The 20,777-nt window shown below is 37.7% G+C and carries 25 protein-coding genes; 15 read left to right on the forward strand and 10 right to left on the reverse strand.

The window, feature by feature from the left end:
• Positions 1–85: 85 nt before the first annotated feature.
• On the reverse strand, positions 86–517 hold the full coding sequence (gene rraB, locus GWJ01_RS01670) for a ribonuclease E inhibitor RraB (RefSeq protein ID WP_109394630.1): 432 nt from the start codon (positions 515–517) through the stop codon (positions 86–88).
• 183 nt (positions 518–700) lie between these two features.
• On the opposite strand from rraB, the gene argF reads away from it, so the two are divergent.
• The 9 genes from argF (at position 701) to GWJ01_RS01710 (ending at position 8,061) form a co-directional block, all read left to right on the forward strand.
• Positions 701–1,705, forward strand: coding sequence for an ornithine carbamoyltransferase (gene argF, locus GWJ01_RS01675; protein ID WP_109401965.1), 1,005 nt, complete (start codon positions 701–703; stop codon positions 1,703–1,705).
• A gap of 177 nt (positions 1,706–1,882) precedes the next feature.
• Positions 1,883–2,053, forward strand: a complete 171-nt coding sequence (locus tag GWJ01_RS18665; RefSeq protein WP_162556530.1) for a hypothetical protein — start codon at positions 1,883–1,885, stop codon at positions 2,051–2,053.
• Positions 2,053–2,988 carry an aspartate carbamoyltransferase gene (gene pyrB, locus GWJ01_RS01680; RefSeq protein ID WP_109401966.1) on the forward strand — a complete coding sequence of 312 codons (936 nt, stop codon included), beginning with the start codon at positions 2,053–2,055 and terminating at the stop codon, positions 2,986–2,988. The genes GWJ01_RS18665 and pyrB overlap by 1 nt, the downstream gene beginning before the upstream one ends.
• 13 nt (positions 2,989–3,001) lie before the next feature.
• Positions 3,002–3,460, forward strand: a complete 459-nt coding sequence (gene pyrI / locus GWJ01_RS01685) for an aspartate carbamoyltransferase regulatory subunit (RefSeq protein ID WP_006535648.1) — start codon at positions 3,002–3,004, stop codon at positions 3,458–3,460.
• A gap of 500 nt (positions 3,461–3,960) precedes the next feature.
• Positions 3,961–4,347, forward strand: coding sequence for a RidA family protein (locus GWJ01_RS01690; RefSeq protein WP_006535650.1), 387 nt, complete (start codon positions 3,961–3,963; stop codon positions 4,345–4,347).
• A 344-nt stretch (positions 4,348–4,691) separates the two neighbouring features.
• Positions 4,692–6,830 (forward strand): anaerobic ribonucleoside-triphosphate reductase, encoded by a 2,139-nt coding sequence (nrdD, locus tag GWJ01_RS01695; RefSeq protein ID WP_109401967.1) that lies wholly within the window; start codon positions 4,692–4,694, stop codon positions 6,828–6,830.
• 4 nt (positions 6,831–6,834) lie between these two features.
• Positions 6,835–7,299, forward strand: coding sequence for an anaerobic ribonucleoside-triphosphate reductase-activating protein (gene nrdG, locus GWJ01_RS01700; RefSeq protein ID WP_161710629.1), 465 nt, complete (start codon positions 6,835–6,837; stop codon positions 7,297–7,299).
• Positions 7,300–7,325: 26 nt separating this feature from the next.
• Positions 7,326–7,535 (forward strand): hypothetical protein, encoded by a 210-nt coding sequence (locus tag GWJ01_RS01705; protein WP_075673606.1) that lies wholly within the window; start codon positions 7,326–7,328, stop codon positions 7,533–7,535.
• 163 nt (positions 7,536–7,698) lie between these two features.
• Positions 7,699–8,061 carry a membrane lipoprotein lipid attachment site-containing protein gene (locus tag GWJ01_RS01710; RefSeq protein WP_109394640.1) on the forward strand — a complete coding sequence of 121 codons (363 nt, stop codon included), beginning with the start codon at positions 7,699–7,701 and terminating at the stop codon, positions 8,059–8,061.
• 25 nt (positions 8,062–8,086) lie between these two features.
• Here GWJ01_RS01710 and GWJ01_RS01715 read toward each other — a convergent pair whose 3' ends face one another.
• Positions 8,087–8,527, reverse strand: a complete 441-nt coding sequence (locus tag GWJ01_RS01715) for a YhbP family protein (protein WP_109394642.1) — start codon at positions 8,525–8,527, stop codon at positions 8,087–8,089.
• 114 nt (positions 8,528–8,641) lie between these two features.
• On the reverse strand, positions 8,642–8,893 hold the full coding sequence (locus tag GWJ01_RS01720) for a YdgH/BhsA/McbA-like domain containing protein (RefSeq protein WP_075673608.1): 252 nt from the start codon (positions 8,891–8,893) through the stop codon (positions 8,642–8,644).
• 286 nt (positions 8,894–9,179) lie between these two features.
• Between GWJ01_RS01720 and GWJ01_RS01725 the strand changes: the two genes are divergently transcribed.
• Positions 9,180–9,470: a GIY-YIG nuclease family protein gene (locus tag GWJ01_RS01725; RefSeq protein ID WP_109394644.1), complete on the forward strand. Its 291-nt coding sequence runs from the start codon at positions 9,180–9,182 to the stop codon at positions 9,468–9,470.
• Positions 9,471–9,472: 2 nt separating this feature from the next.
• Here the strand turns inward: GWJ01_RS01725 and GWJ01_RS01730 are convergent, their stop codons facing one another.
• The gene (locus GWJ01_RS01730; RefSeq protein ID WP_109401968.1) at positions 9,473–9,979 is read right to left on the reverse strand and encodes a GNAT family N-acetyltransferase; all 507 of its coding nucleotides are present in this window, start codon (positions 9,977–9,979) and stop codon (positions 9,473–9,475) included.
• On the reverse strand, positions 9,973–10,506 hold the full coding sequence (gene ubiT, locus GWJ01_RS01735) for a ubiquinone anaerobic biosynthesis accessory factor UbiT (RefSeq protein WP_109401969.1): 534 nt from the start codon (positions 10,504–10,506) through the stop codon (positions 9,973–9,975). Before ubiT ends, GWJ01_RS01730 begins: the two co-directional genes overlap by 7 nt.
• Before the next feature lie 216 nt (positions 10,507–10,722).
• On the opposite strand from ubiT, the gene ubiU reads away from it, so the two are divergent.
• The gene (ubiU, locus tag GWJ01_RS01740) at positions 10,723–11,718 is read left to right on the forward strand and encodes a ubiquinone anaerobic biosynthesis protein UbiU (protein WP_075673611.1); all 996 of its coding nucleotides are present in this window, start codon (positions 10,723–10,725) and stop codon (positions 11,716–11,718) included.
• Positions 11,719–11,731: 13 nt separating this feature from the next.
• On the forward strand, positions 11,732–12,610 hold the full coding sequence (locus GWJ01_RS01745; protein WP_109401970.1) for a U32 family peptidase: 879 nt from the start codon (positions 11,732–11,734) through the stop codon (positions 12,608–12,610).
• A gap of 52 nt (positions 12,611–12,662) precedes the next feature.
• On the opposite strand, the gene GWJ01_RS01750 is transcribed toward GWJ01_RS01745, so the two are convergent.
• The 3 genes from GWJ01_RS01750 to GWJ01_RS01760 are packed head-to-tail and all read right to left on the reverse strand — an operon-like array spanning position 12,663 to position 15,952.
• Positions 12,663–13,826, reverse strand: coding sequence for an ABC transporter permease (locus GWJ01_RS01750; protein ID WP_109401971.1), 1,164 nt, complete (start codon positions 13,824–13,826; stop codon positions 12,663–12,665).
• Positions 13,826–14,971: an ABC transporter permease gene (locus GWJ01_RS01755; RefSeq protein ID WP_109394652.1), complete on the reverse strand. Its 1,146-nt coding sequence runs from the start codon at positions 14,969–14,971 to the stop codon at positions 13,826–13,828. The genes GWJ01_RS01750 and GWJ01_RS01755 overlap by 1 nt, the downstream gene beginning before the upstream one ends.
• 9 nt (positions 14,972–14,980) lie before the next feature.
• Positions 14,981–15,952, reverse strand: a complete 972-nt coding sequence (locus GWJ01_RS01760; protein ID WP_075673615.1) for an HlyD family secretion protein — start codon at positions 15,950–15,952, stop codon at positions 14,981–14,983.
• 234 nt (positions 15,953–16,186) lie between these two features.
• Between GWJ01_RS01760 and GWJ01_RS01765 the strand changes: the two genes are divergently transcribed.
• From GWJ01_RS01765 to GWJ01_RS01775, 3 genes are read left to right on the forward strand one after another with little or no spacing between them, the layout of a single operon-like run.
• Entirely contained in the window at positions 16,187–17,890 is a 1,704-nt protein-coding gene (locus GWJ01_RS01765) for a sensor histidine kinase (protein WP_161710630.1), read from the forward strand.
• Between the two features lie 2 nt (positions 17,891–17,892).
• On the forward strand, positions 17,893–18,609 hold the full coding sequence (btsR, locus tag GWJ01_RS01770; protein ID WP_023583566.1) for a two-component system response regulator BtsR: 717 nt from the start codon (positions 17,893–17,895) through the stop codon (positions 18,607–18,609).
• Between the two features lie 23 nt (positions 18,610–18,632).
• Positions 18,633–19,007, forward strand: coding sequence for a YjaA family stress response protein (locus tag GWJ01_RS01775; RefSeq protein WP_109401973.1), 375 nt, complete (start codon positions 18,633–18,635; stop codon positions 19,005–19,007).
• A gap of 137 nt (positions 19,008–19,144) precedes the next feature.
• Here the strand turns inward: GWJ01_RS01775 and GWJ01_RS01780 are convergent, their stop codons facing one another.
• Positions 19,145–20,380, reverse strand: coding sequence for an MFS transporter (locus GWJ01_RS01780; RefSeq protein WP_109394655.1), 1,236 nt, complete (start codon positions 20,378–20,380; stop codon positions 19,145–19,147).
• Between the two features lie 11 nt (positions 20,381–20,391).
• The gene (locus GWJ01_RS01785) at positions 20,392–20,769 is read right to left on the reverse strand and encodes a RidA family protein (protein ID WP_109394657.1); all 378 of its coding nucleotides are present in this window, start codon (positions 20,767–20,769) and stop codon (positions 20,392–20,394) included.
• Positions 20,770–20,777 lie beyond the last annotated feature (8 nt).

The raw sequence follows: 20,777 nt of genomic DNA on the forward strand, positions 1-20,777 counted from the left end.
AACACCAGTCACAAAGCAACAATTTTGTGGCTGGTGCTATATTGCACTGATAAATCAGGTACAAAAGGACAACATTTAGCAAAAATTAATGTAAACGTGATGACTTATCAGACTCTTCGTCGTCGTCTTCGCCTTCACCGTCTTCATCATCATACTCTGCGTCAGGATCTTCAAAATAAGTACCCCAACCATCGTAATAAACACCCATTTTTTCAGCTAAATTCATTAGTTGCTCAACTTGAGCATCAATAAGTTCAGCGTTCAAACCACTTTCACTTACTGCATCAAAGCAAACTAAAATCTCACCTGATTCGACTTCAATTTCCTCAGGCTCAGTCACTTCGTAACCTAATTTAAAAACTTCAACGGCTGCTTTTTCTAGTGTTTCAAAATTTTCACAAGAAATATGATGCTCAATGGCATACAGTGCATCTGGATCACTGCCATCTTCCAGTAATTCTTCAATAATAAGACGTGTTTCTTCACGTTGTTCTGCTAACTCTTTGCTGTCCGCCATAATCATGCTCCGCAATAGTCTGAAAAGGTATCTTGTTCATTCTCCCACAGGCAGGATCAACACTCCATACTTAATATGATGCCCTTATCGCATACTGTTTAAATTAAAAGTTTTCCTTTAGGGGTTGATGATGAATATTTATTAATATAAATTGAATATAAATTCAATAACAGGATATCACCCATGAACCCTTTTTATCAAAAATCATTCTTACGTTTACTTGATTTTTCACCTGCTGAAATTCAACAGCTGCTTACATTGTCAGCTCAATTGAAAAAAGCAAAAAAATCAGGTCAAGAAAATCAATATCTTACTGGAAAAAATATCGCACTGATTTTTGAAAAAGACTCAACACGTACCCGTTGCGCATTTGAAGTCGCTGCATTTGATCAAGGCGCAAGAGTGACTTATTTAGGAGGCGGAAGCCAAATTGGACATAAAGAATCGATAAAAGATACCGCGCGTGTATTAGGCCGTATGTACGATGGCATTCAGTATCGGGGCTACGGACAAAAAACGGTAGATGCACTTGCACAATATTCAGGTGTACCTGTTTGGAATGGTTTAACCAATGAATTTCACCCAACACAATTATTAGCTGATTTACTGACTATCGCAGAACATCAAACTAAACCATTATCAGAAACGGTATTTGCTTACCTTGGTGATGCTCGTAACAACATGGGAAATACCATGCTGGAAGCAGCAGCATTAACAGGAATGGATTTACGTTTAGTTGCACCTAAAGCATGTTGGCCTGAAGCAGGTTTAGTTGCTCAATGCCAAGAGATTGCCAAGAAAAATGGTGGAAATATCACGCTAACTGAAAATGTAGCTGAAGGCGTTAAAAATGCTGATTTTCTTTACACTGATGTGTGGGTTTCTATGGGCGAACCTAAAGAGGTGTGGAAAGAGCGTATTGCTTTACTTAAGCCTTATCAGGTCAATATGGGTGTTATAAAATTAACCGGAAATCCAGAAGTCAAATTCCTTCACTGTTTACCCGCTTTTCATGATGAAGAAACAACGATGGGTAAAGCATTAGCTGAAGAATTTAATCTCTATGGTGGCTTTGAAGTTACTGATGAGGTTTTTGAATCAAAACACAGCATTGTGTTTGATGAAGCAGAAAATCGTCTTCACACCATAAAAGCGGTGATGGTCGCTACCCTTGCAAATCCATTCTAAAATACATAATCATGCAAAACACCTATTTTTTATTTATAAAAAATAGGTGTTTTCTTCGTTTTATCTCAAGCTTATTGATTTTTAAATTAAAAAAATTTTTTTTGCAAAAAATAAAAGCAAACGCTTGCGTGCAACTCTAAGATGCGTATAATGCGCCACAATTTGTCAGGAGGAAAGATGAAACAGCGCCTATTCCAATTCGTAACAAAAACAAGCACCTTAACTGGTCGCAAGCGCATTCTCTTTTTTCCAATAGCCCAATTTTTTAAAACCCCTCTTATTGAGGGGTTTTTTTTGGCCTATAAAAAACCATCTACCGCACAATTCATCGCCAAAGGAGAACTCTAATGACTAATCCGCTCTACCAAAAGCATATTATCTCCATCAATGATCTGGACAGGGAAGATTTGGAGTCTGTTCTTCACGTTGCTAATAAACTCAAACAGCAACCTAATAACGAATTGTTGAAAGACAAAGTGATTGCGAGCTGTTTTTTTGAAGCATCAACACGTACTCGTTTATCATTTGAGACAGCTATTCACCGCCTAGGTGCATCAGTTGTCGGTTTTTCTGATGGAAGCAACACTTCACTGGGTAAAAAAGGTGAAACATTAGCAGATACCATTTCGGTTCTTCGTACTTATGCTGATGCTATTGTTATTCGCCATCCTCAAGAAGGTGCAGCGCGTTTAGCCTCTGAGTTTGCTGGCGATATTCCAGTACTCAATGCAGGTGATGGTGCAAATCAGCATCCAACTCAGACTTTATTGGACTTGTTTACCATCCAAGAAACGCAAGACCGATTGGATAATCTCAATATCGCGATGGTCGGTGACTTAAAATATGGCAGAACAGTGCATTCACTGGCACAAGCATTGGCGAAATTTAAAGGTAATCATCTCTATTTTATTGCCCCTAAAGTGCTTGCCATGCCAGAACATATTCTTCACTTGCTGGAAGAAAATGGTGTTGAATATAGCCAGCATGAAACAGTAGATGAAGTGATGCCAGAGCTAGATATTCTGTATATGACTCGCGTACAAAAAGAGCGTTTAGACCCATCTGAATACGCAAATGTTAAAGCTCAATTTGTTTTAACGAGCGCTGATTTAGTGAATGTAAAAGATAATCTCAAAATCCTACACCCACTACCACGTATCGATGAAATCACGACAGATGTAGATAAAACACCTTACGCTTACTATTTCCAACAAGCAGGCAACGGTATCTACGCACGTCAGGCATTACTTGCCTTAGTTCTGAATAAAAACTTAGTTCTTTAATAAGGAGCACACCATGACACATGATCACAAACTAAAAGTTGAAGCTATCAAACGTGGGACTGTTATTGATCATATTCCAGCGCAGGTGGGCTTTAAAATTCTTTCACTGTTTCGCCTAACAGAGACTGATGAAAGAATAACAGTAGGTTTTAATTTACCTTCAGAAAATTTAGGTAAAAAAGACTTAATTAAAATCGAAAATGTCTTTTTAACCTCTGAGCAAGCAAACCGTTTAGCGATGTATGCGCCTCAAGCAACTGTAAATATCATCGATGATTATCAAGTCGTTAATAAGATGGCATTAAGCTTGCCAGAATTGCTTGAAGATGTGGTGCCTTGTCCTAATAGCAACTGTATTAGCCATAACGAGCCAGTACAAAGTAGTTTCCGTGTCAAAAAACTGGCCTCAGATGTTGTATTAACCTGCAAGTACTGTGAAAAAGAGTTCGAACGCCACGCGGTTATTCGTTAATTCTTTTAACTATCTGCTCGCGAGGGCAGATAGTTTTAAAGGCATTTAAATTATGCTCGAGTAATATAATAAAATTTCTAAAGCTACTTTTACTTCAGGTATTAATAGATGTAATCTAAAATAGCTACCTATCAAAATAACATCTTCTTTTTCTTTATCGTGATTATTTATAGACATCTATAGATACACTTCTCCCAAAAAGTATAAACTTTTTAAGAAAAATAGAATAATTACCTATTAAAAGCTTCAAGGCTATTTATATTAAAAATGAAAATAGCATATCCTTTCTTTTTTATGAAAAAATTTACTATAACTTCACCACTTTTATGGGCTAAAAATAGCGTCAAACCGCACTACTGCTCTTCATTTATTTTCTTTTTATAATTGCAGACTTTATGATAAAGCCTGACATCTGTCATATTGCTAACCTGAAGCGCTGGCTATAATAGCGCCACACGAATCGAATGTTAGCGTTAATCTTATAAAAACAGGAGTTCTAAATGTCTTACGAAATTAATACCGATAAAGCCCCAGCTGCGATTGGTCCTTATGTACAAGGCGTTGATTTAGGTAACTTAGTGATCACTTCAGGTCAATTACCAGTTGATCCTGCAACCGGTGAATTTGTTTCTGATAATGCAGCAGAACAAGCTCGTCAATCTTTAGAAAACGTAAAAGCAATCATTGAAAAAGCGGGTTTAACTGTTGCTAATATCATCAAAACCACTGTTTTCGTAAAAGATTTAAATGATTTCGGTACGATCAATGCTGCTTATGAAGCATTCTTCAAAGAGCATAACGCTGCATTCCCTGCTCGCTCTTGTGTTGAAGTTGCACGTTTACCAAAAGATGCAAAAGTAGAAATCGAAGTTATCGCTATCCGTTAATTTCGTCTCAATAGCAAGCCATAAAAAAGCAAAGGTCTCTTTATGAGCACTTTGCTTTTTTTATGTTCTCACTTTTTGATGAATAATTTATCACTTCTGTTTTTGGCACATATTTACAATTCAGCCAATCCCTCTTGATGCCTGACGTAGCAAAAATACCTTGATGCAGATCAGTTTTAATGAAGATTATTTCCCTTCCAATTACTATATATTGTGCTTTAATACATATCGACCTACAACATATAGTAATTATACACATCTTATCCACAATAAGCCTGAATGCTGTGCCATCACCTGTTTTTATGGGATTTGAGCCTGTGGATAAATAGTTAAGGAGCAAGATTGTGAAAACCATAGTGATAAAACGAGACGGATGTAAAGTCTCTTTTGACCAAACCCGCATCAGCGATGCTATCAAAAGAGCCGCCGTAGCTTGTGAGATCACTGATGATGATTATTGCGTATCCGTCGCTGAATCTGTTTCACAATCTCTCGCAGGACGTTCGAATGTCGATATCCGTGAGATCCAAGACGCCGTAGAAAATCAGCTGATGGCTGGTGAACATAAAGATGTCGCCAGAGCCTATATTGAATACCGTCATGACCGAGATGTTGCTCGTGAGCAACGTGGAAGACTAACTCAGGAAATCCGAGGTCTTATCGAACAAAGTGATGTCTCTATTCTTCATGAAAATGCGAATAAAGACAGTAAGGTTATCCCTACCCAGCGTGATTTACTTGCGGGTATTGTGGCTAAACATTACGCAAAATTGCATATCCTGCCAAGAGATGTGGTACTCGCTCATGAGCGTGGTGAAATTCATTATCATGATCTCGATTATTCACCGTTTTTCCCTATGTTTAACTGCATGCTAATTGACCTTAAAGGCATGTTAAACAATGGCTTTAAAATGGGAAATGCGGAAATAGAACCCCCTAAATCTATTTCAACAGCAACAGCAGTAACTGCACAAATTATCGCACAAGTGGCAAGCCATATTTATGGCGGTACAACGATAAATCGTATCGATGAAGTATTAGCGCCGTTTGTAAAATCAAGTTATGACAAACACTATAAAGTAGCGCAAGAGTGGCAAATTGCTGATAAAGAAGCCTATGCAAATGCGCGCACTGAAAAAGAGTGTTATGACGCATTTCAATCTTTAGAGTATGAAGTTAATACACTGCATACAGCTAATGGGCAAACACCATTTGTCACTTTTGGTTTTGGCCTTGGTACGTCAAAAGAAGCGCGTTTAATTCAACGATCTATTCTTGAAAATCGTATGGCTGGTTTAGGCAAAAACCGTAAAACAGCTGTTTTCCCTAAACTCGTTTTTGCCATTAAAGATGGTTTAAACCATAAATTTGGCGATCCTAACTACGATATCAAACAACTTGCACTTGAATGTGCAAGTAAACGCATGTATCCCGATATCTTAAATTACGATCAAGTTGTTAAGGTAACAGGTTCATTTAAAACGCCAATGGGTTGCCGTAGCTTCTTAGGTGTTTACGAAGAAAATGGTGAGATGATCCATGAAGGTCGTAATAACCTCGGTGTTATCAGCCTGAACTTGCCACGTATTGCTATTGAAGCTCAAGGTGATGAAGCGACATTCTGGTCGCTACTTGACGATCGCCTCGAGTTAGCGAAAAAAGCACTGATGACACGTATTGCTCGTTTAGAAAACGTCAAAGCACGTGTTGCCCCAATCCTTTATATGGAAGGCGCTTGTGGTGTTCGCTTAAAAGCAGATGATAATGTAGCTGAAATCTTTAAACATGGCAGAGCATCAATCTCATTAGGTTATATCGGTGTTCATGAAACCATTAATGCACTGTTTGGTACCCAAAAACACGTTTTTGATGATGAGACCTTAAGAGAAAAAGCTGTCGCAATTATTAATCGTCTGCGTGAAGCAACAGATCAGTGGAAAACAGAAACTGGCTATGGTTTTAGCCTTTACAGCACACCAAGTGAAAACTTATGTGATCGTTTCTGTCGCTTAGATGCAGCTGAATTCGGTATTTTACCGGGTGTAACGGATAAAGGTTATTACACCAATAGCTTCCACTTAGATGTTGAGAAGAAAGTAAATCCATACGACAAACTGGATTTTGAAGCGCCTTATCCTCCATTAGCCAATGGCGGTTTCATTTGTTACGGCGAATATCCAAACTTACAGCATAACCTTAAAGCGTTAGAAGATGTGTGGGATTACAGCTATACCCGCGTTCCTTATTATGGAACAAACACTCCGATTGATGAATGTTATGACTGTGGTTATACCGGTGAATTCTCTTGTACTAGCAAAGGCTTTACTTGCCCACGTTGTGGTAATCACAACCCAGCGAGAGTTTCCGTTATTCGCCGTGTATGTGGATATTTAGGTAGCCCAGATTCACGCCCATTTAATGCGGGAAAACAAGAAGAAGTTAAACGTCGCGTAAAACATCTGGCAAATGGTCAGTTAGGTTAAGAGTGTGAATTACCATCAATATTACCCTGTTGATGTTGTCAATGGCCCCGGTACTCGTTGCACCCTGTTTGTTGCAGGGTGCATACACCAATGTCGAGGCTGTTATAACAAATCAACGTGGTCATTAACGTCAGGCAAGCCATTTACACAAGAGATGGAAGATCAGATTATTGCCGATCTTCAAGATAGTCGAATTAAACGACAAGGATTATCACTTTCAGGGGGTGATCCTTTACATCCGCAAAATCTATCTACAATTTTGCACTTAGTAAAACGAGTCAAAGCCGAATGTCCTGAAAAAGACATTTGGGTTTGGACAGGCTATTTGCTGGCAGACTTGACCCCAGAGCAGCAAGAAGTCGTTAGTTACATTAACGTGCTGATTGATGGGAAGTTCGAACAAGAACTTTATGATCCCGCATTACTGTGGCGTGGTAGTAGTAATCAGGTGATCCATAAATTGAAGTAATACACATTGAATTAACTGGAGGATGTATGCCTTTAAGTGATAATAAATATGTAAGCTTTTCTGAAGATCATGAACTGAACTACCATTTAAAAAAATGGGGTAAAAAGCAGTCTAAAGCGAATCGAGAACAACTCGTGAAGCTAGGCGCTGAATTAAAAAAGAAACTCGGCGCTAAACATCTCCAACATACTGAAATAGATGCTGAGATAGAAAAAAATCTTTCATCATTTGAATAATATCTAAAAGCCCATTTTTATAATGGGCTTTTTTCTTTCATCATTCGTATTTACTCACCTCCGTTATCGAATACGAATCATTTTCAAAAAATAATAGTCAAAGTGATTAGTTTTGTTTTATTATTAACGCTATCAACTATTCTTTTTTATGATGATACTTAATATGAAAAGAACACTTTTTCTTTTTTTTTCAATAATTTTACTTTCTGGTTGTAACAGTACTTGGGAACCCACAGGTGCATCAGATTACACATTACAAGAAGCTAAAATGCTTTGTGAACTCGATGCGAATACTCGCTATCCTATTCGCAAAGAAGTGCTACAACGTACTGTTTATCATGATGTAGAAAAAACGTGTCGTAAAGAAGATAAATATCACTGTGGTGATAATAAAACCTACACTGAACGTGTGCCAATGACAGAAAGTTATGTTGAAGACATTAATAAACTTGACAGATACACTTTCTATACCTCATGTATGTCTTTAAAAGGATGGGAACAAAAAAATCATTATTTTTGGGAATAAAGAAAATTTAAGAAGAATAAGAAAGTTAATCACGTTGCCAATAAAGCTTGGTCCCAAAGCCCAACCGATTATTTACCATCTTAATTTCTTGCAATTGTAATTCCCATAAAGGTACATGGATGGCGGCTAATGCGACAGGAAAACGTAAACAATAATATTTTCTTGCGTTGATGTCGTCTTTACCAGTCAGTAAAGAAACAGACCCCGTGAATTGAATACCCTGTAAATCTGATACGGCAATTTCTTGTGTGCTGATACTTCCGGCAACTAATAAGTTTTCCTGCATCATTTGTGCATGGCGTGTTTTCTTTTCAGAAAGAAAAACAAGCCTCATTTGACTTTCATCAAACCAATAAAAACAATTAGCACACCAAATATCACCCAATGAACATGTTGTGCATAAGGTAAACACATGGTTGTTACGTATATATTGTTTAATTATTTTGATCGAATCTAATGAAGACATAACATACCTGCATAGAAACAAAAAGAGACGCTGTTTAGATGATAATTATATCATCAAAACGAGCGTCTTACCGCGTGTCTCTTATTACAGGTTATTTATCGGGAATAGTTAAAATTAACGATAAATTTCAGCATTTACAGTGAGGTAATCATCACCTGTAGCGCCGACAACTTTAAAGCCTTTTGCACCTTCATCTTTTGCAATTTGGGCAATCTTAGTTGTTAAACCATCTAAAGTATCGCTACCTGTGATTGTGATATACTCACCATTCACCGAAGGACTTTTTGATACGCTATCAGATGCGATTGAACCGAATGAAATAGCACTTAAAGCTAATGTAGCAGCGATTAATGTAGATTTTTTCATAATAAACTCCAAGTAAATTCTAATTTTGTTAGGTATCGCGGAGTGTCTCTCTGTGATGTGGATCATATTATGCGCTTTAGTTTAAATTTAAAATTAGCAATAATTGCTGTTCACTTTCAAAAAAATTGAATGTCTTTTTTTAAATGATAGGACTTACTGTCACAAATATTTCACAACATATTGATATATTTGATAGATTTCGTTTTGATAAAACGATAAATTACTCACTTAAAAAATTAAGAAATATTATTTATCAAAAGAGAAAATAGCACGAAAAGGAAAAATGATGACGGAGACAATGTGGTCACTCTATATTGTTAGAAATCGTCTCGGTTCCCTTTATACAGGGATCACGACAAATGTTGAGAGACGTTTTCAACAACATCAGAATGGAACGGGTGCTAAAGCACTGAAAGGTAAAGGCCCTTTATTACTAGAATTTTATTGTCAGGTAGGGAATAGGCAACGAGCTTCTCAACTTGAATACCAATTAAAGCAGTTGAAAAAGACGCAAAAAGAAAAGCTGATCATTGACCAGCCTTCAGACATTACACTGTATTTAATACAGGATAAATAAATTTAGCTAAATTGGTCAAACAATGGTGAATAGTTGACTAAACCATGGATATCATCAACATTGCCATTTTCTAACGCATAAAGCTGAAAAGCCTCTTCTGTATCAGGCCATTTGCAATGTAAGCCCTGTGACTTAGCTGGGATAAAACCTAATTTTTGATAATACTCAGGCTCCCCCAACACCACAACTGCACCGTAACCAAATTCATTTAAGCTATCTAACCCTTCATTAATCAGTTGACGTCCAATACCTTGGTTTTGGAAATCAGGTGCAACAGCAAGTGGTGCAAGTCCTACCCACTGGCAATCTTTTCCATCAATATCAACAGGTGTAAAACCGATATAGCCAATCAATTGGCCTTCATCGCTAATTGCTACCATGCCTAATGTTAATAACCCTTCTTCACGTAAATGCCCGACTAAATCAGCTTCACTACCTGTCGGAAACGCTTGGCGTAAAAGGTTATCAATTGCAGGAATATCAACGGGAATTTCAACACGTATTAGCATGAAGTTGAGCTCAGTTCATGGCTGTGCAGAGTGTCTTCTTTTTCTTCTTGAAGCCCACTTTTTACAAACTCAGCCAGTTGTAATAAACCAAAACGCAACACAGATGGCATTGAGTCTAATTCAATTGCATCCATCAGGTTCTTAACATATAACCCGAGTTCTGTATCACCCTCAATTTGTAGACGACGTTGGAAAAATAAGGTGTCAGGATCTTCTTTGCGAGCAGCAATTAAAATAAGATCATTAGCATTTCCGCTAAAGCTGACATCTTCTTTTTCTAAGCGACTAACCACTAATTTATCATCACGAACACTGATAAACCACTGTAAATGTAAGTCTCTTATCTCGACTTTTAGCCATTTCTCTTCTAAAAAGTGTAAGTCACCTTCAGCTAACGACTCACGAAACTGCCAACTTAAAAACTGTTCTAAGATGTCCCGTTGCAGAGCAAATGGGGTAACTTGTAAAGGGTAACGTAAAAAACGAGGCCCTTCTTTAACCAAATGGGTACGAATTTTGTTAAACACGTTCGGACTCCTATAAATAAAATTACGGGCTATTGTGCCAGATATAGACAGATATTCTGCGATCCTATATCAATATTCGGTTAATCCGTTGTTCACATTTTGAGTTCTTTGATTTTACTTAAGCAAAAAACAGAGTTCTCTGCCCTAAATCAAAACCTTTTTTTATCTTGCTCATTACAATTTCCGATCATTCTTAATTTCTAAAGGGAAGTGAAGATGGAATTACTGTGCCCAGCGGGTAATTTACCTGCCTTAAAAGCGGCCATAGATAATGGCGCGGATGCCGTTTATATCGGTTTAAAAGATGATACGAATGCAAGACATTTTGCGGGTTTGAATTTCACAGAAAAGAAGTTACAAGAAGCGGTTAATTATGTTCACCGCCACCAGCGAAAATTGCATATTGCAATAAACACTTTTGCTCACCCTGATGGGTTTGAACGCTGGCAAAAAGCGGTTGATATGGCAGCATCTTTAGGTGCTGATGCTCTTATTTTGGCGGATATCGCCATGTTAGAATACGCCGCAGAACGTTATCCTCATATTGAGCGCCATGTTTCAGTGCAAGCTTCTGCAACCAATACACAAGCGATTGAATTTTATCAACGTAACTTTGATGTGGCCCGTATTGTTCTTCCTCGAGTTCTATCTATTCATCAAGTAAAACAATTAGCACAAACTAGTCCAGTACCTTTAGAAGTTTTTGCCTTTGGTAGCTTATGTATTATGGCTGAAGGTCGATGCTATCTCTCTTCTTATTTAACTGGTGAATCCCCTAATACCGTGGGGGCTTGCTCCCCTGCTCGTTTTGTACGTTGGCAACAAACACCGCAAGGAATGGAGTCTCGCCTTAATGACGTACTTATCGACCGCTATTCACCTAATGAGAATGCAGGTTATCCAACATTGTGCAAAGGACGCTATTTTGTTGATGATCACTGTTATCACGCATTAGAAGAGCCTACGAGCCTCAATACTCTTTCACTATTACCAGAGTTAATGGCGATGAACATCGCATCTGTCAAAATTGAAGGTCGTCAACGTAGTCCTGCTTATGTTACTGAAGTTGCAAGGGTTTGGCGTGCAGCTATCGATCAATGCAAAAAAGATCCTCAAGGCTTTAGTACTAACCCTCGTTGGATGAATGCATTAGGAAAAATTTCAGAAGGGACACAAACGACATTGGGTGCTTATCACCGTAAATGGCAATAATAAGGATAAGAAAATGAAATATGCATTAGGCTCTGTACTTTATTATTGGCAAAAAGAAGCACTTGAAGCGTTCTATGAAAAAGCAAAACATAGTGATGCTGATATTATTTATCTAGGTGAAACAGTTTGTAGTAAACGCCGAGAAACCAAGCCTCAAGATTGGATCAACCTCGCCAAAGAAGTGGCTAAAAGTGGTAAGCAAGTGGTTCTTTCTACCTTAGCGTTATTACAAGCACCTTCTGAATTAAAAGAAATTGCTAAGTTAGTTGATAACGGTGAGTTTTTAGTTGAAGCGCATGATTTTGGCGTGATCAATATGCTTTACGAACGTCATCTTCCTTTTGTGGCTGGCCACGGGCTTAATTGCTACAACGCTTATGCGTTACGTTTGTTGCATAAACAAGGAATGATGCGTTGGTGTATGCCTGTTGAGCTTTCTCGCGAATGGTTAAGCAACCTTCTAACCCAATGTGAAACATTAGGTATTAGAGATAAATTCGAGGTTGAAGTCCTAGCTTATGGACATCTTCCTTTGGCTTATTCAGCGCGCTGTTTTACTGCTCGTTCTGAAAATCGCTCTAAAGATGATTGTGAGACCTGCTGCCAAAAATACCCTCAAGGCCGTGAAGTACTCTCACAAGAAAATCAGCAAGTATTTGTTCTTAATGGTATTCAAACACAAAGTGGCTATTGTTATAACTTGGGTAATGATCAAACATCAATGGCAGGTTTAGTGGATATTATCCGTTTATCTCCTGAATCTGATGCTATTTTTGATACCTTGCAACAATTTCGCCAAAATGAACAAGGTCAACAACCACTGACAACAATTCATCACCATGACTGTAATGGCTATTGGCGTAAGTTAGCCGGGTTGGAGTTAGTGGAATAAAAATATTTTAGCACATCATAATATGATTAAATAAAAAGCCCGTACGGGCTTTTTATTTTGGCTCACCGCGATGATGTAACCAATGTTTAAATTGGTGCGTAATATGTCTTAACTCACCATTACGTAACATACCCACCAGTACGCCTAACACGGTGTAAATCACACCTAAAACCAGCATCATCACAATATCGCCTAATATGCTTTGGAATGATAATCCCATTTGATTTATACCTGCCATGGCGTTTACTGCCCATGTAGAAGGTAGTGCAGATGAGATTGCAAATACCCAGTCAGGCATCGCTTGTAATGGCCAAATCGTACCAGAAATATAGAATACCGGTGTTGTAACAAATGCCAATGTCAGATAAATCATCTCAACACTGCGTAAGCACTCTGTAATTAACTTGCCAAGACCTAATACAGCCAATAGGAATGGGAAAGTGAGCATCCATACTTGGTAAAGGGGAGCTTCTTGGCGATAGCCTAATACCCAAGGCCATAATGCAAAGAATACGGCAGATAAAAATAACCAAATAGGAATAAGTGCAGATAACGCCCCTAAATAAACCGCTAATGGTGGCTTTCCTTTTGGCGTACTTCTCACAGCAATACTGACTCGGACACAAGCAATTAAAAGCGAGTGTTGTAATAACATGACTAATAAGCCCGGGAAAATAATTGCAGCAAAACTTACCCCTGGGTTATACATCGCTATGGTTTCACCCTGAATAGGCTTTAATAGAATTTTCGATTGTTCAACACTAAAGCCCGCATTTTGTAAAATGCGCCCATTGTAAGAATCTAATAACTGTTGATATGCCAACATCAATTCTTGTTGAATTTGCCCACTGGCAAGGCGGTTTGTAGCATCACCAAAGACCGGAACAGTGACATCTTTACCATTCAATAATTTCTTCTCGAAATCAGTTGGAACAATAATGATGGCAAAAAGCTCACGCATAATCATATCGTGACGAGCTTCATCTAAATTATCGTAATTTTTAATGCTTAATTTAGGTGTGGAATTTAATGCCCGAATAAGTGAATAACTTGCAGGGCTATGATCTTGATTAATCACTGCCACAGGTAAATCCCATAGAACTGGTTTGGCATACACCAAACTCATAATACATAGGGAAACGATAAGTAGCATCCACATCGGTTTTTCTAACATCCCCAGTAGAACGCGCTTAAAAGTTTGGAAATACATCTGCATCATGCAACACCTACCTGTAATTCCAATCGTTTAAAAATACGTTTGCGAACTAAGAAGGCGATGGCAAAAGGATAAATCAGCAAGAGCGAACAAACATATAAAATACCTTGTAGTGATACTTCTCTTAAGAAGATATCAAACATGGCATTTAAGGCGTGAGTTAATGGCTCTAAATTAGAAATAATCTGTGCAGGTAAGATCATTGAAAGCTCAGGTACAGCCATACCTGAAAATGCCAATGCAATACTCACCAACATACCTATCATACTGTATGCTGTTATTGCACTATTGGTAAATGCAAAGAGCAGTAACCCCACACTTTGAGCTGCAATAATATAGAAGAACCCCACCAACACCATATATAGCGGATTACCGTTCACCTTCGCCCCCGAAAAATGTACTAATGCCGCCAATTCAACAATTAACAAGGTTAAGAAAAACAAGGTGTAAGGGCTGAGTTTACCAATAAGGGCACAGGTGAAAGGCTTAATATTCAATAGCATATTACCGCGTGATAACGAATAAATCGTACAAGTCACGACAAATAGCTGGAGCATATGAATAGTAGCTGCAAATTGCTGATAATAAATATAGCTGCCACTGGCATTAAACAAGCTGTCATAAGAGAGCGTCACTTTTGCCAATGGAGGAACAGGTTTATTCATCTCTTGAGCTAAAACAGTGCGATATTGCGCATTAAGCTCTGCAATTAATCCACTAAAATCCTGTATTGCATAACTTCCTGCTGCATAATACAACCCGTTGTAATACATACGTGTGGTAGGTTGCTTTCCTGCTAATACCTTGCTTTCAAAGTGTCGAGGAATGGTGAGTATCGCATAATCTTTTGCACTACCAAGCCGTTCCATTGCTGTTCGAGGATTACCATCTAACGTATTTAATTGCGCATGAGAGCCTGCATTTAAGTCTCTGATCAGTGTTCTTGATAACGGGCTATTATCGTTATTGATCACCGAAACGGGTAAATTCAGCAGTGTACCTTCAGAAAAGTTAGCACTAATTAACGTGAACAACATCAATGGAAATAGCCAGCTTAGCCAGTGAAAAACGGGGCTACGTACTGCCATATGAGTTTCTCGTGAAAATGCGCTACTAAAGCCACGCCAAGCTGCCTTTACTCTCATTGTTTGTCCTTATTTATCCCAACGCCATAATGCACTCATACCGGGGCGAAGCCCTTCAATTGGCGTCACAGGATACAGTCGGATCTCAAACGTTTTTAAATCGAAATCACCCGTTGCTCTTGTCGCTCTTTTTGTTGCGTAGTCACCCATTGGAGCGATATAGCGAATTTCAGCTTCTACCTCTTTATTACCTAATGCAGGAACCGTGATAGTAATACGATCACCTTTGCGAATATCCGCTAAGATGTCTTCACGAAGGTTATAAACAAAATAAGCATCAGGAATACGAATAAGGGTAGCAAGTGGACTATTGGCATTAAAAAGTTCACCTATTTCCGCAGGAATAGGACCGACTTCACCATCTACTGGTGCTTTAACTTGTAAGTCGTTTTGTTGGATCTTCAACTCAATAAGTTGTTGTTCAGCCTGTTGCACTGCTGCGGTGTATTTATGGCGTAATTCAATGCGATCGCCATTTTTGGCTTCATCCAATTCGGCTTGAGCACCTCTGACACGTTGTGATGCAACATCACGACTACGGCGCGCATTATCCAGTTCGGTTGCTGAGACATAACCTTGGTTAGCCACAGCGCTAATACGCTGATAATCTCTTGCCGCATTTGCAGCTTCTACTTTAGCTTGAGATAAAACCGCTTCTAGATTCCGAATGCTCTCTTCTCTTGTGCCATGTAATGACAAATCTAATTGAGCTTGAGCTTGTGCTTTGGCGGCTTCAAGTGCAGCAACTTGCGCATTAAGTTCAGGGCTTTCTAATGTGATCATTAATTGCCCTTTTTTGACATCATCACCTCGCTCTATATGGCGTTCAATAACTCGGCCTTTGGCTTTAGAGGCAACAATCACTTCTGGAGCATCAACTTCTCCTTGCAATAATAAATATTGATTATGCGCGCGGAAAAGTACGGCTAATGCAATTAGTATTAGCATTAATAAAATAAGATAAATGGCTCTTTTTTTCATATAACGATTAGACCTTAATAGTGAAGTAGAACACTCACTGACAGAGTTATATTACACAATAACTCAGAATTTCTTTAAGAATTTTGTGCGCTAGATCACTGACGCAAAGGAATATTTTCTTTGATAGTGCGATTAAGTTATTCTTATATCAAACTTTATCGCCTAATTAATATCCCCGTTTTATCTGAACTTTTTATATTATTCAGATAGAAAAGAGAACGGTACTCAATACTTATGTATGAATTTGATCTTATTTTGCTGTTATTACAGCAAATGTGCGTTTATTTAATTATTGCTTGGTTTTTAAGCAAAACACCGCTATTTACGCCACTTTTACAGGTCACAATAAAACTTCCCCATAAGTTGATGTGCTATGTCATATTCTCCATTTTCTGCATTATGGGTACCTATTTTGGGCTACATATTAATGATTCTATTGCCAATACGCGAGCTATTGGATCCGTATTAGGCGGATTATTAGGTGGCCCTTATGTCGGTTTTCTTGTTGGCTTTACGGGAGGCTTACACCGTTATTCTCTTGGTGGGATGACCGCATTCAGCTGTATGGTGTCAACTATAGCAGAAGGATTAATTGGCGGATTAGTTCACCGTTATTATGTCAAACGCGGACAAATGCACCGCATATTTAATCCTTGGACTGCTGCATCTGTGACTTTCTTTGCCGAAATCATACAAATGAGCATCATCTTATTATTAGCACGACCATTTAATGAAGCACTTGCCTTAGTTAAAGATATTGCTGCACCAATGATTGTCGCAAACACCATTGGTGCGGCAATGTTTATTCGAATATTACAAGATAGACGGGCAATATTTGAAAAATACACTAGCGCTTTCTCAGCACAAGCATTAAAAATTGCCGTTTGTACCGAAGGTATTTTACGTAAAGGATTTAACCAAGATAATAGTACCCGTGTAGCAAAAGTAATTTATCAGGAATTAAGAGTCAGTGCAGTTGCCATTACAGATAGAGAAAAGCTACTCGCCTTTATTGGCATCGGCGCTGATCACCATTTACCAGGTACACCTATTTCATCGGATCAATCTAAACAAGCCATTAATAATAATGAAGTTGTTTATGCTGATGGTAATGAAACGCCCTATCGTTGCACTCTTTCCCCTCATTGCAAACTAGGTTCAACTTTAGTTATTCCGTTAAGAGGTGAAAATAATCAAGTTATTGGCACAATAAAACTTTATGAGGCTAAAAATCGCCTATTTAGTTCTATTAACCGTACTTTAGGGGAAGGGATTGCAAGTCTATTATCTGCACAAATTCTGGCAGGGCAATATGAGCGAAATAAGCAATCACTTTTGGAATCAGAGATTAAACTCTTACATGCTCAGGTTAATCCTCACTTTCTTTTTAATGCACTAAATACACTACAAGCGGTCATTCGCCGAGATAGTGAACAGGCGAAACAATTAGTGCAATTTCTCTCTACCTTTTTCCGTAAAAATTTAAAAAGACCAGAAGCAGTTGTGACATTAAGTGATGAAATCGAACATGTGAATGCCTATTTACAAATTGAAAAAGCGCGCTTTCAAGAACATTTACAGATTGATATTCAAATCCCTGAAAACTTAGCAAATGCACGTTTACCCGCTTTCTCGCTTCAGCCAATGGTAGAAAATGCAATTAAACATGGAACATCACAGTTATTAGACACAGGAAAGATTACAATTAGAGCGCATCAAGAGCATCATTTGATCATTGTTGAAATTTGCGATAATGCTGGGCTCTATCGACCTCAATGCCTATCACATGAATTAGGGCTGGGAATGAGGCTGGTGGATAAACGATTAAAATTACGCTATGGCGAACTTTATGGTGTTTTAGTCGAATGCCAACCTGATGAATACACAAAAGTGAAAATTTGCTTACCTCTAGAAAAAAGTACGGATAACGCTACCTAACAATGAATATATTAATCGTTGATGATGAGCCATTAGCTCGTGAAAACTTACGTTGTTTACTTGAAGTAGAAAAAGATATTCATATTGTTGGTGAATGCAGTAATGCGATTGAAGCTATAGGCGAGATACATCGTAAAAAACCTGATGTTGTTTTTCTTGATATCCAAATGCCTCGGATTACAGGGCTTGAAATGGTCACTATGCTTGATCCTGAACATCGCCCTTATATTGTTTTTTTAACCGCGTTTGAAGAGTATGCGATTCAAGCTTTTGAAGAACACGCTTTTGATTATTTACTTAAGCCATTAGAGCAAGAGCGTTTAACAAAAACATTAAACCGCTTACGCCAAGGTAATAAGCAAAATATCGATCTCTTAACACCACCTGAAGAGCGTTTAAAGTGCATTCCATGTACAGGGCATAGCCGTATTTGGTTAATGCCAATTGATGAGGCTGTATTCGCAACATCAAGGCTCAGTGGTGTCTATGTAACAAATAATCAAGGCCAAGAAGGCTTTACAGAATTGACATTACGGACTTTAGAAACACGAACACAATTAGTACGTTGCCATCGTCAATATTTAGTGAACATGGATTATGTTAATGAGATTATTTTTGGTGATAATGGACAAGCTGAACTGATATTACATAATAACAGCCAAATTCCTGTTAGCCGCCGATATCTTAAACCGTTAAAAGAGGCGATTGGTTTAAGCTAAGTCTTTATGGAAGGAGAAAGTGGATGGAACCTATTTATATTAAAGTTTATAAAAACTGCATTGAAATTCGTGATACTCACAGCCAAAAAAAAGCATCAGTACAGCGTGATTTCTCTCATAGTAGAATGTTAATTGGGGATTTCTATCCTGCTATTGAAGCCATTCATATCGCGCTTAAAGATCTCGGTATTAATCCATTCTCTTTGTTTTGTAAAAAAAGAAATGTGGTTATCCATCCTTTGGAAAAAATAGAAGATGGATTATCAAAAGTGGAAATCCGCTTATTTAATGAGGTCATTGCAGGTGGGTTTAATAACAAATACAAAAAAATTGTGATTAGTGCAAAACTCACTCCACTTATGGATGCAGAGGTAATTGAGTTAATTAATAAAGCCTAATAATAAAAATGCCATAAATAGAATAACACCATTAATGACGATCGTTTTTTAATCAACCTTCATTACATAAAATGCAGATAATGACATCCTTCTATTATCTGCATTTATTATAAAGAATCTTATTTTTAAACGATATTCTAACTGTTACTTATCATCTGAATACGCTTAGCTAATATTGTTGCACAAATAAAACCGAGAAAACTAAAAGCAACCATAATACTAAATACATAATTATATCCCTGAATACCCTCAAAATTATCTAATAATGAGCCATAAAGGGCATAAGCGAACATGGAAGGCATATAACCAATAATACACCCAAAGGCCATTGCAGAACCTGCGTATTGTCTTGGAGTTCCAATTTCATCCATGGGTGCAAAGAAAATAGCTCTTTGTGAAAAAATAATGGCACCAAAACCTAATGTTGCAGCCATTCCCAAATATACATTCATTGAATCATGAGGCAACATAATGAAAATGCTCATTGCAATCGCAGATAATAAGAATGTCCACTTCAAATATATTGTTGGTGATTTTGCAACTTTATCAGCTAAAAATCCGCCTAATGGTCCCCCTACCATTTTTAGTGCATATTGATTAATAATACCGTAGGCACCAATGAGGGCTATTGGTAGTGCGTAAATGTCTTTTAAAAAAGGAATAAAATAAGTTAACCCACAATAAGCGGAATAGACAAAAAAGATACTCATTGATGCTAACCATAAATTGGGACATTTTATGACATTTTTAATCCCTTCCAAAACTTGGCGATTAGCCTCGCTTGCTGAAGATGTTTCCTTCCTATCATCATTATCCACAATAAAATATGTAATTATGCCTACCATTATTGTAGCAAGAGTATAGTAAATTAATCCCGCTTGCATACCTGTTTTACCTTCACCAAATAAAACAAATATATAAAGAGCCCCCGAAGCGACGAGAACATCAACAACCCCACGCCCTGCTTCTAAAAAGCCAAACATGCGTCCTTGTTCTTCTTTATTTCCTAATAATCGTACCGATTTTAATAAAACCGGCCAATAAATAACTTCACCGAAAAATGCCATGACTCCAAATGCAATTAAATAGCCAGTAAAAGGAGGCAAGGTACTTAAATAAGCACCACATAGACCTACACCAATTAATCCTGCAGGCAATAAAATTTTCTTAGAGAAACGATCGGCAATATATAATGATGAAAATAATCCGATTGTTTGAATAATTGCATAAACAGTGAAGCCAAAACCAATCTGGGTATTAGATAATCCCCAATCATGTTGCATTGGTACATAAAATACATCTTTCATACTGGATAGTTTGAATATAGTTCCACCACCCAAAATAAGAAAACATAATTTAGTCCACTTGTTCATAATAATATTTCCTATTTTTTATAAGCAATGGCTTCTATTTCAATTAGAACATCTTTAGGTAAGCGAGAAACCTCAACACATGAACGAGCTGGATATCTTCCTGACGAGAAAAAAGAAGAATAAATATTATTAAAAACAGGGAAACTTTCTATATTTTTAATAAAACATGTCGTTTTAACGACATCATTCATTGTTGCACCAGCTTCTTCTAAAATAGCTTTTAAATTATTCATAGCTCTAAGTGTTTGAGTTTCAATATCATTTCCCATAACAGAACCATCATTAGGATTAAATGGGCAACAACCTGAAATATAAATATGATTCTCAATTTTAATTGCTTGTGAATAAGGGCCAATGGCTTCTGGTGCTGATGTAGTATTAATAATCATGAAATAAC

Source organism: Proteus sp. G2618 (genome assembly GCF_009915995.1).
GTDB classification, from domain to species: domain Bacteria; phylum Pseudomonadota; class Gammaproteobacteria; order Enterobacterales; family Enterobacteriaceae; genus Proteus; species Proteus terrae.